The following is a 12,102-nucleotide window of genomic DNA, read 5'->3' on the forward strand; positions in this document are numbered from 1 at the left end:
ACCACCTTTTTGAGTTGGCCCGCGCCTTCAGTGGGCCCGGGCCAGCCGCCCGCCTTGGACCCGGGGGACCGGCCCCTGGGCGTTGGGCCGGATGTCGAACTCGAAGATGTCGGTGGGCAGCCACAAGGTGCAGCAAGCGTTCGGGATGTCGACGATGGCGCTGATGCGTCCTTCAACCGGCGCGGCACCCAGGATGGTGTAGGCCTCTTCGCCGGTATACCCGAACCCCTTCAAGTACTGGACCGCTTCTAAGCACGCTCGGCGATAGGCAACGTGGGGATCGAGATAGTACTGCTCCCCCTCTTCGTCCACCGAATACCCCTCGAAGACGAGGTAGCGCGTGAACCGGGGCTCGATGGGGCTTGGCTCGAACAGCGGGTGCCGTATGCCGTATTTGTTCATCCCGTCCTTAATCAGGTCCACGTGGAGCTCGATCCAGCCCGCCATCTCGATAGCGCCGCCCCCACCCACCCCGCCGCGGGCGCACAGAGTGCAGGCCATGCGGCTGGCCGCCCGGCCACTGGAACGGGTAACATCATCAGGGCGAGGGCAACCCCAGCCTCGAGATGATCGTGCCGACGGAACGACGACGTCGACCGGAGGTTGACACCGGTGCACCCGAACCCAACCCGCTCCCGTGACGATCTGCGCCAGCTGCTGGCCCGCATCGACGGCCGGCCCTATCCGGTCTACAAGGACATCGCCGGAACCTACGACTTCGGTGCCTTCACCCTGGCCATCGACCACGTACAGGGCGACCCTTTCGCCGCCCCCTCGCGGCTTCGCGTCATCATGGCGCCGGCGCGCATGCAGCTGCCGGACTGGGCCGCCACCACGGCCCTTCGCCGCACCGCCACCGCGGACTGGCTGCTGCGCCGGTTCCACCGCGCCACGGGCATGGCCGCTGCCCGCCGCGGCAGCGGCAAGAGCGGCCTCATCACCGTCGACCGCCCGGGCCAGGAGATCCTGCCCCGCACCGCCTGCGTGGTCTTCCCCGGGCGGGTGGAGGTACGCTTCTTCGCAGGCCTGCCCGCAGCGGGCCGGCGCATCCTGGGCCGGCAGGCGGTGGAGATGCTCTGCGTGGACATCCCCCGGCTGGTGGAAGGGTCCCTGGTGCTGAAAGCCGCCGACCAGCGGGACCTGGAGCGCCACATCGCCGTGACCGAAGACCAGGCGGCCCTGCGGGCCGCCCTAGCCGAGCGCCGGCTGGTCGCCTTCGTGGGCGACGGCTCCATCCTGCCCCGGGAAAGCGGGGTCAGCGACCGCCCCCTGCGCGGGCCGCGGGTGATCCCCTTCACCGCGCCCGATTCCCTGGCCGTGGAGCTGGACACCCCCCACCGGGGCAAGGTGCGGGGCCTGGGCATCCCCCAGGGCGTGACGCTGATCGTGGGCGGGGGCTATCACGGCAAGTCGACGCTGCTGCGGGCCCTGGCCCGGGGCGTCTACGACCACATCCCCGGCGACGGCCGGGAACTGGTGGTGACGGACCCGACCGCGGTCAAGATCCGCGCCGAAGACGGCCGCCGCATCGAGCAGGTCGACATCAGCCCGTTCATCCGCAACCTGCCCTTCGACGCCGACACCCGGCGCTTCTCCACCGAGGAAGCCTCGGGCAGCACCAGCCAGGCGGCCAACATCATGGAGGCCCTGGAGCTGGGCGCCCGGGTCCTGCTCATCGACGAGGACACCAGCGCGACGAACTTCATGATCCGCGACCGGCGCATGCAGGCCCTGGTCAGCAAGGACCGCGAACCCATCACGCCCTTCATCGACCGGGTGCGGGCGCTCTACCGCGACCGGGGCGTCTCCAGCATCCTGGTGGTGGGTGGCGCCGGCGACTACCTGGACGTGGCCGACACGGTGATCCGGATGGATGCCTACCGGGCCCAGGACGCCACGGCCGAGGCCCGGGAGGTGGCGGCCCGCTTCCCCACGGGCCGCATCGCGGAAGACCCCGGCCCCTTCCCGCCCGTCCCCGAGCGGGTCCCCCTGCCCTCGAGCCTCGATCCGCGCCGGGGCAACAAGGTCAAGATCCGCGCCCACGGCACCGACGAGATCACCTTCGGCTTCGAGGAGATCGATCTGAGCGCCGTCGAGCAGCTGGTGGACCCCTCCCAGACCCGGGCGGTGGGCGCCATGATCCGGTACATGACAGGCCGCTACCTGGACGGCCGGCGCACCCTGCGGGAGGCTCTGGAGGCCCTGTACGCCGAGCTGGACGAACACGGCCTGGACCGCGTCTCCCCCTTCCCCACCCCGGCGGGCGACCTGGCCCTGCCGCGGCTGTTCGAGGTGGGAGCGGCCATCAACCGCCTGCGTTCCCTGCGGGTGGAGGTGCGCGGGCCGGCGGTTGGCGAGGACTCCCGCGGACATACTTCCTAGCGGGAACGGCCCGCCTGCACCGATGGACAGGAGGTGGTCCGCGTGGGGATGCGCACCGACCTGGACCGCTGGTCGTGGCCCGCGCCCGCCGGCCGCGGCCTGGGCAGCTGGCGTGAGATGTTCTGGCGCCCGTGGGACTTCTGGCGCGCTTTGGATGGCGAGGCGGACTGGGCCTTGGGCCAGCGCCCGTCCGTCGACGTCACCGACACCGGGGACAAGGTGGTCGTTGAAGCGGAGATGCCCGGGGTCGAGCCGGAGGACATCCAGCTGGACGTCTACGAAGACCGGGTGGTGATCCGCTCCGAGACCCGGCGCGAGACCCGCAACGAGGGCGACGGGTACTATCTGATGGAGCGGCGCTTCGGCCGGTTCCACCGGGTGGTGCCGCTGCCGGAGCGGGTCAACCCCGAGGGGGCGCAGGCCCGCTGCCGGAACGGCGTGCTGCGGGTCGAGATCCCGAAGCTGCAGAGCCAGGGGCGCGGGCGGCGCGTGCCGGTCGCCAAGGCGTAGCGTGAGGGCGTCGCACTCGCGAGCGCCGGCGTCGCCGCAAGCCCCGGCCTTGACCTCGCGAGCCGGCGCCGGCAGGGATCGGGGCAGCCGGGGCGCCCTCCATGGCGGCGCCCCGGCCCTCGCGCCGGCTCTCCCATGGGCACACGCGTCATCGATTCCCCGAGCCACCTTCTTCGCGTTGCGCGGACGCCGGGCAAGACATGCGCCGCCGCGCACCGCCAGCCTTCCTTCGGGTCGATACATACCGCCCGAATCTTCGCGTGAACCGACGCCGGCAGCTGGCGCAAGGAGGCCGGAACGAGCCGCACTTCCTGTCGAATCCTGTCGACCCATTTTAGGACCATTTCAGGAAGGAGTTTCTTCTTTGGCGTAGAAGGCCGTCACAACATCCGGTCTCTTCCCTCCATAGGGGGGGGAGGTGAAGCCCCTTACGGTTTCCAGCTACTCGCGAGCGCTCTTCGTCGGCGAGTGGTGTGCCACATGCACCCGGGTTCCCCGCTGGAGCGTATGGTCTGTCCATGGCCGACTACGGCTAGGCGCCTGGTCGGGTGTAGCAAACACAGGAGGTGCTGTAGGTGGACCGATATGTTCGCTTTCGCCGATTCACGTCAATTGCGCTCATCCTCTTAGCAACCTTGGTCACCCTCGGTACTCCCGCTTCCGCCGGTGCTACAGGCGATATCATGGAGGCCGTTACGTACCTCAATGTCCCAGACACTATGTGGGGAGGCCCAACAGTTCGCTCGACGGTATCCATCTCACGATTAACTGTTGACCACAACCGTTTTACTGTGGCCGGCACAGTCAGCTATGGAGGCACGTCATATCCATTCGAACTCAGCGGCGAATTCTATGCGTCCCGCCTGGGCAAACCGGTCGACAAGGTGGCCACTGCTCAGGATCTTTCGGGCAACTTCTCCGTTCTACATCTTGCTCTCCGTTACAACCCCGATCCTGCCGCACGGCTGGTGAACACTACTGCCAGGGGCCCCATGCTGTTCCTATATCTCCAACGCACTGGAACTCGTGAAGTCACGTTGCTCGAAACAGAGCTAACGGGTAAGAGCAGGAGCTCGGAACTGGCTAACCTGCTTAAGGTCCATTTGAACCGCGGCCAGTTTGGCAGCGATTATTGGCAGCCCAAGCTGTTCAAGCCCTTCAGCGGCCCGACTAGCAGCGTAGGCATGGCCGCGGTACAGGACAACGACATCCAATCGTACTCCGAGGGTCGTTATATGACAGGCCCGCCGAATTCCGGCTGCTGGTTGGAGTATTGGATCCGGTTCCAGGCTTATGCCAACGGCCCGTCTGACATTTACCGAGGCGCCTCCGACTTCAACCACAAGCTCGAGGTGTTGAGAAAGTGGACGGCATCCAATTGTGCATTCTATGTGAGTGAAGATTCTCCGTATGTCCTTGGCAAATACGCAGACCCCGTCAAAGTCAAAATAAAAGCCTATGGAGACGGATCCACCAAGGGCGACGTCCTTCTAAAGGGTTGGTATAACGGCTACTTCAAGCCGAAGTCTGTGTTGGATAGTAACGTAAGCATATCGCTCGGACTTGGTTACATGGTTGCCTCTGTATCCTGGAGCCTTACGCTCTGCTGCACACAGCCAGTAAAGCCTGATGAAGTATACGTATTTAGCCAACAGGACCCAAATCAATGGACTAAGCTGGCGCAGTATTCGTACACGGATCGCTACCTTCCAGATGTAGGCATGTATTTTCAAGCCATCGTTCAGAATGCGTACGGTACCGGGGCGAGATCGCAGCGTTACATCCAGGCGCAGTGGACGGTTCCGATCTACGCGGATTATGATGACTTAAGCACGACACTGTACTACAAGACAACGAGGTATCCATCGACAATCCTCTACTACTACGGCGGCTAGCCTATTCAAGGTACCCATAGGGGAGGCCATCATCGCATGGCCTCCCCGTCGGGTACCACAGGAGGCGCGATCATGTCGCCCAAGTGGGCGTTGACCATAATTCTCGTCCTTGTCTTCCATCTGATCTTCGTGGCCTTGGTGTCTGCAAAGCTCGAACCCGGAGCCGTCGTTTACATGTTTCCATTTGGGACAGGCGGTCAGAGTTACCACGCCTCCCGTGGCGTTATCGAAGCGATTTTGGCACTCGTCGTGTCGATCATCCTTGTGTGGCGCACGCGGTGGGAGGAGTGACGCCGTGGCCGGCAGCACCGGCCACGGCGAGGCGTCACCATCATGTCTAATCCCGTCCGGGAAGGGGCGCAAGGCGGTCCGGACGCCCCGCGCCGGACCGTCCCGACCGGGCCGCTCGTGGTCACACCGCTCCCAGCCGCTTCCGCCGGCTCCCGGCGGTTCGCGCGCCCCGGATGCCGGCCGGCCCTTACGTCTCCGCCGGCCGCGGCCGGCCCGCAGCCTCCAACTGCTGCCGCCGGTCCCGCTCGGGCACCGGCACCAGGAGGGTCAGCAAGAGTCCGATGACCGGCAGCAGCACCATGGCGGACAGGGTCGTCTCTAGGCCCCACCGGTCCGCCAGGGCGCCCAGGGCCGCCGCGCCGATGCCACCGAGGCCGATGGAGAAGCCGGTGTTGAGCCCCGAGGCCACCGCCACGTAGCGCGGCATGAAGTCCTGGCTCATCACCAGGGTGATGCTGAAGGTGGCCACCAGGGCGAATCCGGTGGCCGCCAGCAGCGGCAGGGTGGCCCACGCCGGCCCGTGCACCAGGCCCCAGTGCAGCGGGATCAGCACGGCCATGGAACCGAGCAGCACCCTCCGGGTGCCGATGCGGTCCGCCAGGGGCCCACCCACCAGGGTCCCCACCGCCCCCGCGACGAGAAAGACGAAAAGCAGAACGCCGGTGGATACCCCATCCGGCCCCGCCTTTTCCAGGTACAGGAACGGCATCAGGGTGAGGACGCCGAACTGCAGCCACGAGCGGGTGCCGACCACCCCGATGAGCAGCAGTTCGGCCAGCCAGTTGGTCTCCCCGGCTACGGATGGTCCGTCCTGAGGCGGCTGGGGGTGGCCCTGCCGATCTCCGGCGGGCGCCCCATGGCGGTTGCCGGCGGGTCCCGCCGCGGCTGCCGCCCGCCGGGCCGCCTCGTGCAGGGCGGCCTCCTGCTCCAGCCGCTTCATCCCGGGCAGGGCGGCCACCATGGCCGCAGCCAGCACCACGGCCGGCAGGACCAGCCATCCCAGCCCCTCGGGCCCCCACAGGCCAACGACCATCGCAGCCGCCACAGGCCCCAGGGCAAACCCCAGGTTGCCGCCCACGGAAAAGATCGACATGGCCGTGGCGCGCTGGCCTCCCGACACGCCCCGGGCCGCCCGCGCCCCCTCGGGGTGGAAGAGGGCGATGCCGATACCGCACAGGATGGCCGCCAGCAGCACGCCCTCATAGCTGCGGGCGTATCCCACCAGCCCCAACCCCAGCGCCGCCAGCAGGGGTCCCGCCACCACCAGCCACCCCTGGGGCCGCTTGTCGCTCCAGTATCCGAAGACCGGCTGGATGAGCGAGGAGGTGATGTTGAGCACCAGCATGACGACGCCGAGCTGAGCGTAGGTGAGGCCGTAGCTCTCCTTCACCTGGGGCAGCAGGGCGGGCATGCCGCCCTGGTTCAGGTCGGTCACCAGGTGGGCAAGGCTCAGGAGCACCAGATACCCCAGCGCACCCTTCAACATGCCCTCGCCTCCCCTGCAACACCTTCGGGCCCGCCGCCGGGCTGCTGCCCGCCACGGCCGGGACCGGCGCGGCGCCGCGAGTTGGACGGTACTTCGCGACCCGAAGGATATTCCCTGCCGGCCCTGCCCGCTTTCGGACCGCCCCTGGGTGGTGCGGTCCCGACCGCCGTTGCCGCGCTGGCTCCGGTGCAGCGGCAGCAGCCGGTGCGGCGCTGGCGGCAGGCACGCGGCGGCGGCCGGCGCGGCGCTAGCTGCCGGCACACCCCAGCGCCTGCCGCAGGCTCACCAGGTTTTGCTGCAGCAGGTCGAGAAAGTCGCGGCCCGCCTGGCGGTCGGCGCTCGTCAGCGCCTCCAGGGGATGAATCTCCAGCAGCTGGGCCCCGGTCTCCCTGGCCAGGGTTGCAGCCGCCCCGCCGGTGCGGCCGGGTTCGACCAGGATGTAAGGCACCCGCCGCTGCCGGATGAACGCGGCCACCGCCGCCAGCTGCCGCGGGCCCGGCTCGCTCTCCGCCGACAGCCCGTAGAGGGGCACCTGCACCAAGCCGTAGCGATGGGCGGGGTAGGTCAGGAAGGCGTGGGTGATCACCAGTTCCCGCCGCGGGCAGGTACCCAGCCGGCGGTAACCGGCGGCCAGATCGTTCAGGCGGCCGGCCAGTTCCTCGCCCCGCCGCAGGTACTCCGCCCGGTGCTGAGGATCGGCCTGGGCCAGGCCCCGGGCGATGGCCTGCGCCTGCTGGGCGGCCAGGGCCGGATCCAGCCAGACGTGGGGGTCGGGTGCGCCGCCGGGCAACGGCTCGCCCCCAGCCCCCGGCCGGCCATGGGCGTCGCCGTGGTCGTCGCCCGGGGCGGCACGGCCCTCCTCGTGGGTACCATGGTCGCCATGGCCGGCGGTTTCGCCGCCCGCATCCCCGCCGCGGCCGCCCTCACCGGCCCCGCCCGCACCGGGTTCGGCAACGCCGCCGTCCAGCACCGCGGTGGCCGTTCCGGCAGGCACCAGGGGAAGCCCCGCCGTCGCCTCGACCCGGACCAGGTCGGACCGGCCGGCGGCCGCCAGCAGGCGGGGCACCCAGGGCTCAAGCCCCGCCCCGTTGTAAATGAAGACCCGCGCCGCCGCCACGGCCCGGACGTCGGCCGGCCGCGGTTCCCAGTGGTGGGCGTCGGCCCCCGCCGGGATCAGGGGCGTGACCGCCACCCGGTCGCCACCGATGAACCGGGTCATGAACTCCAGGGGGTAGAACGTCACCGCCACCGGCAGCCGGTCCCCCGCCGCACCGGCCTCTCCGCCGTCGCCCTGGGACCCGGCCGGCCCCTGCGGCCTTCCACAGCCCGCCGCCACCACCAGGATCAGGAGAAGTGCCGCCAGCAGGAGGCGCTGCCCCCGGCCCCGCCGGGCACCTCTCGCTGCGGGCACCTCCCCTGGCCGCCGGGCCGCCCCGGAGGGCCGGTCCGGATCGGAAGGCGGGATCCCGCCGGAGCCGGCGGGCCGCCGCCTCCGGGCAGGCTCCTCCCATTCCGGAAGACGGGGCCGGCGGGCCGGGCCTTGCCTGGCCATCCTTCGCCGGTCGAACCATTCCCTCATCCCTTCGGCCAGCTCCCTTCCACCGCAACCTGCCGCTTCACGCCGGCCCCAGCTCGGGCCAGACCCGCCTGGCCACCAGGGTGCCCAGCAGCACCACCACCGCCGCCAGCACCACCGTGGCGCCGGGGGGCAGGTTCATCCAGTAGGCCGTGCTGAGCCCCACCCAGACGGCGGCCTGGGCGAAGACCACGGCGAGCCCCAGCGCCCCGCGAAAGCTCCGGGCCACCTGCAGGCTGGCCGCCACGGGCAGGACCATTAGGGACGAGACCAGCAGCACGCCCACCACCCGCATGCTGGCCGCCACCCCGGCCGCCGCCATCATGGTGAAGAGGGCGTTCAGCGCGCCCACGGGCAGGCCCGCCACCTGCGCCAGTTGCTCGTCCAGGGTGACGGCCAGCAGGTCCCGGTAGAGCGCGGCCACCACCGCCAGCACCACCACGGTCAGGGCGCCGATCAGCGTCACGTCCGCCGGGGCGACGGTCAGCACGCTGCCGAACAGGTAGGCGAAGAGATCCAGGCCCGCCGTCCCTCCCAGGCTGAAGAACACGGCCGCCAGGGCGACCGCCGTCGACAGGGTGATGGCCACGGCCAGCTCGCCGTGGCGCCGGTACCGGGCGCGCAAGGCCTCCATGGCCGCGCCGGCCGCGGCCGCCAGGCCCAGGGCCGCGCCGGTGGGGTACACCCCCAGCCAGAGCCCCCCGGCCAGCCCCGCCAGGGCCACGTGGGCCAGGGCATCGCCCATCAGCGAGAGGCGCCGCAGCACAAGGAAGAGCCCGACCACCGGCGCCAGCAGGCCCACCAGGGTCCCGGCCGCCAGGGCGCGGACCATGAAGTCGTACTGAAACATCGCCGCCAGACTCTGAACCATCCCCACCAGGCCGGTCAGCCCGGCCACCTCCTCCTGGATTCGGCACTGCCCTCTCGTTGTGCACGGAGCGCCGGCAGCGCCCCGACCCGCGGGTCCGGAGCGCCGTGGAGGCTCCGGCTCGCCATTTAGGGGCGTCGCAGCCGGCCCGGGCCGCTGGGCCCCGGCCGCCGCCGATGTCCAGCGGCCCGCCGGCCGGCGGCGCCGGCCGGCCCATGACCCTGGGCCACCGTCGCTGGGCCACCGCCTAATGGCGGTGGTCGACGGTGGTCACCGGGAAGCCGTACAGCTCCGCCATGGCACCGGGTTCCAGCCTTTCCGGCGCCCCGTGGAAGAACAGGCGCCGGTTGAGGCAGGCCAGGGTGCTGACCTCGGTACTGACGACGCCGATGTCATGGGACACCATGATGGCCGTCAGCCCCTCCTGCTCCCGCAGCCGCCGCACCAGACCGTAGAACCGCTCCTGGGTGGCCGCATCCACCCCCTCCAGGGGTTCGTCCAGCACCAGAAGCTCCGGGCGGCTGACCAGGGCCCGGGCCAGGAAGACCCGCTGCTGCTGCCCGCCGGACAGCCGGCCGATGGGCCGGTGGGCCAGGTGCTCCATCCCCACCAGGGCCAGGGCCTCCCGGGGGGAGCGGGGCGGTGGCGGTCCGGCGGGGCTCCTGCCGGAGCCGGCCCGGCCACGGCCACCCGCCGCTAGCCCGGTGGCCACCACTTCCTCCACCGTGGCGGGGAAGCCCCCGGCCAGGGCCGCCGGGCGCTGGGGGACGTAGCCCACCCGCCACCACTGGCGAAAGGCGGCGATGTCCTCGCCGAAGAGGCGCACCCGCCCCCGGGTGGGCGCCTGAAGGCCCAGCAGGATGCGCAAGAGGGTGGTCTTCCCCGAACCGTTGGGTCCCACCAGGCCGAGAAACTCGCCCCGCCGCACCACCAGCGACACGTTCTCCAGCACAGGTTCTGTACCGTAGGCGAAATGGATCGCCTCGAGTTCCACCACCACCGGGGCCGCCTCGCCGGCCGGCGCCGGTGCGGACGAACCGGTCCGGGCGGCAGCACCGCGAGCGGAAGCACCCCGCCCGGCCCCCGCCCCCGGGTTCGTCCCGCCGAGGCCTTTGCATGGTGTCGCGGACCGCTCCGTATCCGGCATGTCCTGGACCTGCCTTCCGCTACGGGTGCCCCCCGCAGCTGAATCGGAATATTCCTATCTAGTAATAGATGGGCGCCGGGCAGCCTGTCAAGGGTTGGTCCTGCTGCCGGGCACGGCACGGTGCGCCGCGAGCGGGCGAGCCCCCGGCCGTGGCGGCCGGCAGTGGCCCACCCGCGCCCACGGCCCCATGTTCTCAGGCCGTTGTCCCTCGGTTTTGACACAACGAAGGTAGCAGGTTAGATTGGAGAAAGGATCAGCTTATTCTGAATATTCCGGACAGTACGCGGCCATGGCCACCTTCCCCGGGACAGAGTCCAGCCCCGGCGGCATACCCGCCGGTGTTGCCCCGTAAACCCGGCGGGAGGGGCCCGGATCGCCGCCTGACCATCATGTCATTTTAGGTAGCGAAGGCAGGGAACCGGCGTGAACCTGCAGCGGGCGGTACAGCGGCTCAGGGAGCGGGGGCTGAAGGTGACGCCCCAGCGGATGGAGATCCTCAAAGCGGTGATGCGGGCGGGTCGTCCCGTCACGGCCCGGGAGGTGACCGACGCCGTTCGCGCCCGCCACCCCCGGGTGAGCGTGGACACCGTCTACCGCAACCTGACCGTGCTGACCCGCTGCGGCTTGATCAGCCCCGTCAACCTGCAGGGGCGGGACGGCACCCGCTTCGAGTACCAGGGGGACGACCGCCACCACCACCATTTCGTCTGCGTGGCCTGCGGCCGCTCCTTCTGTGTGGAGTGGTGCCCGACGGCGACCCTGCAGGCCGTGCCGTCCCAGGACCCCGGTTTCCGCGTGCTCGGGCACGCCTTCGAGGTGTACGGCTACTGCAGCCGCTGCCAGAAGGCAGGATGACCTGAGGCAACGGGCCGGCGGGGAACCGCCCCGGCCCCGGTCCCGAACGGCGCCCGCACCAGTCCCGAGCCGCCCCGGCCCTGAACCGCCCCTGCCCCGCCCGGCTCCGGCCCCGCGCCGGCTCCGGCCCCGCGCCGGCCCCGCCCGGCGCCGGCCCCGAACCGGCCTGGTCCCGCCGGGCAGGCCCGCAGCCCCGAAGCCCCTGTGTGCAACGCCGGATCCCGCGCGGCTCTGGGCCTTCTCCGGCCGGCGGTTCCCGCCCGCTGTTCTCCCTGCCGGATCCCACGCCTCGCCGGGACGGAGCCTTGCCACCACTTCCTCCGCCAGCTGGCGCAACCGGTGGGCCCGCGCCCCGTGGGCGCCTTCCAGATGCCGTTCCAGGTCCCGGGCCAGGTCGACGATCTCATGCAGCGGCGCCTGCACCGCATTCCACACGGCGCCGCCGGCACCGCCTCCCCCCGATGCCACCCCTTCGCGCTCACCGCCGTCCGGGACCCCGGCGGGCTCCTCCTCCCCCTCGGCCTTGCCGGTGCCGCGGGTGCCGGCCGCCGCGCGGCCGGGTTCGGCTCCCGCCCGACCGGCACCGCCCGGCCGGCTATGCCCGTTCAACCTTTCACCGGCCATGGCGCATCCCTCCGTTTTCCTGCCTGCCGTTAGGATGCGCGCCGGAGCCCGCCTAAAAGCCGCGGCGGCGGTGCCAGCGCACCGCCGCCGCTCAGGGGGGCCTTGGGGTGGGCAGACCTAGCTCCACATGTCCGGAACCCCGGGTCCCATCAGGTCGGCCAGCCGCCACATGTCAGGGATGCCGGGCCCCATGAGGTCGGCCCGCAGTTCCGCACCGGGGGATCGGTGCCCGCGCCCGGCCCCAGGTCCCTCCGGGCCGCCCCACCCGGCACCTGGAGCGACCGCCCGGCCCGCCAAGCCGGCTCCGGCCACCGCCCACCATGTCAGACATGTCAACAGGGTTGTCGCCGCCAGCCACCGAACCCTGATCATGTCCTCACCCTCCGCCACAGCGGGAGTATCGATGTCCATGATGAGGCAGGGCCGCCTGTCCACGGCGTGCCGGCCCCTCACGGGCGTGAACGCCAC

The 12,102-nt window shown here is 70.5% G+C and carries 11 protein-coding genes; 5 read left to right on the forward strand and 6 right to left on the reverse strand.

All coding sequences use genetic code 11. The annotated features are described in order from the left end of the window. Window positions 1-27 precede the first annotated feature (27 nt). Entirely contained in the window at window positions 28-501 is a 474-nt protein-coding gene (locus THESUDRAFT_RS08040; RefSeq protein WP_006904271.1) for an acetamidase/formamidase family protein, read from the reverse strand. Between the two features lie 111 nt (window positions 502-612). On the opposite strand from THESUDRAFT_RS08040, the gene THESUDRAFT_RS08045 reads away from it, so the two are divergent. From THESUDRAFT_RS08045 to THESUDRAFT_RS08055, 4 genes are all read left to right on the forward strand, one after another. Further along, the gene (locus THESUDRAFT_RS08045; protein ID WP_006904272.1) at window positions 613-2,382 is read left to right on the forward strand and encodes an ABC-ATPase domain-containing protein; all 1,770 of its coding nucleotides are present in this window, start codon (window positions 613-615) and stop codon (window positions 2,380-2,382) included. A 48-nt stretch (window positions 2,383-2,430) separates the two neighbouring features. Next, a complete protein-coding gene (locus THESUDRAFT_RS08050; protein ID WP_242823377.1) occupies window positions 2,431-2,892 on the forward strand; it encodes an Hsp20/alpha crystallin family protein in 462 nt (153 codons plus the stop codon). Window positions 2,893-3,467: 575 nt separating this feature from the next. Further along, window positions 3,468-4,787, forward strand: coding sequence for a hypothetical protein (locus tag THESUDRAFT_RS13485; RefSeq protein ID WP_156821769.1), 1,320 nt, complete (start codon window positions 3,468-3,470; stop codon window positions 4,785-4,787). Window positions 4,788-4,859: 72 nt separating this feature from the next. Further along, on the forward strand, window positions 4,860-5,078 hold the full coding sequence (locus THESUDRAFT_RS08055) for a hypothetical protein (RefSeq protein ID WP_040826407.1): 219 nt from the start codon (window positions 4,860-4,862) through the stop codon (window positions 5,076-5,078). A 187-nt stretch (window positions 5,079-5,265) separates the two neighbouring features. Here THESUDRAFT_RS08055 and THESUDRAFT_RS08060 read toward each other — a convergent pair whose 3' ends face one another. The 4 genes from THESUDRAFT_RS08060 to THESUDRAFT_RS08075 all read right to left on the reverse strand — a co-directional run bounded on the left by THESUDRAFT_RS08060 (window position 5,266) and on the right by THESUDRAFT_RS08075 (window position 10,005). Beyond that, window positions 5,266-6,564, reverse strand: coding sequence for an MFS transporter (locus THESUDRAFT_RS08060; RefSeq protein WP_006904276.1), 1,299 nt, complete (start codon window positions 6,562-6,564; stop codon window positions 5,266-5,268). Between the two features lie 247 nt (window positions 6,565-6,811). Next, window positions 6,812-7,975 carry a metal ABC transporter solute-binding protein, Zn/Mn family gene (locus THESUDRAFT_RS08065; protein ID WP_242823290.1) on the reverse strand — a complete coding sequence of 388 codons (1,164 nt, stop codon included), beginning with the start codon at window positions 7,973-7,975 and terminating at the stop codon, window positions 6,812-6,814. A 205-nt stretch (window positions 7,976-8,180) separates the two neighbouring features. After that, complete coding sequence (locus THESUDRAFT_RS08070; RefSeq protein ID WP_006904278.1) at window positions 8,181-9,038, reverse strand: metal ABC transporter permease; 858 nt, start codon at window positions 9,036-9,038, stop codon at window positions 8,181-8,183. 217 nt (window positions 9,039-9,255) lie between these two features. Further along, window positions 9,256-10,005 (reverse strand): metal ABC transporter ATP-binding protein, encoded by a 750-nt coding sequence (locus THESUDRAFT_RS08075; protein ID WP_242823291.1) that lies wholly within the window; start codon window positions 10,003-10,005, stop codon window positions 9,256-9,258. Between the two features lie 573 nt (window positions 10,006-10,578). On the opposite strand from THESUDRAFT_RS08075, the gene THESUDRAFT_RS08080 reads away from it, so the two are divergent. Continuing rightward, on the forward strand, window positions 10,579-11,010 hold the full coding sequence (locus tag THESUDRAFT_RS08080) for a Fur family transcriptional regulator (protein ID WP_006904281.1): 432 nt from the start codon (window positions 10,579-10,581) through the stop codon (window positions 11,008-11,010). 741 nt (window positions 11,011-11,751) lie between these two features. Here the strand turns inward: THESUDRAFT_RS08080 and THESUDRAFT_RS13740 are convergent. After that, window positions 11,752-12,006 carry a hypothetical protein gene (locus tag THESUDRAFT_RS13740; RefSeq protein ID WP_169328715.1) on the reverse strand — a complete coding sequence of 85 codons (255 nt, stop codon included), beginning with the start codon at window positions 12,004-12,006 and terminating at the stop codon, window positions 11,752-11,754. Window positions 12,007-12,102 lie beyond the last annotated feature (96 nt).

Source organism: Thermaerobacter subterraneus DSM 13965, from assembly GCF_000183545.2.
Lineage (GTDB): Bacteria > Bacillota > Sulfobacillia > Thermaerobacterales > Thermaerobacteraceae > Thermaerobacter > Thermaerobacter subterraneus.

Coding starts and splice junctions, on each gene's coding strand:
- THESUDRAFT_RS08040 (WP_006904271.1), bottom strand. CDS start 501: ATGGCCTGCACTCTGTGCGCCCGCGGCGGGGTGGGTGGGGGCGGCGCT.
- THESUDRAFT_RS08050 (WP_242823377.1), top strand. CDS start 2,431: ATGCGCACCGACCTGGACCGCTGGTCGTGGCCCGCGCCCGCCGGCCGC.
- THESUDRAFT_RS08055 (WP_040826407.1), top strand. CDS start 4,860: ATGTCGCCCAAGTGGGCGTTGACCATAATTCTCGTCCTTGTCTTCCAT.
- THESUDRAFT_RS08060 (WP_006904276.1), bottom strand. CDS start 6,564: ATGTTGAAGGGTGCGCTGGGGTATCTGGTGCTCCTGAGCCTTGCCCAC.
- THESUDRAFT_RS13740 (WP_169328715.1), bottom strand. CDS start 12,006: ATGATCAGGGTTCGGTGGCTGGCGGCGACAACCCTGTTGACATGTCTG.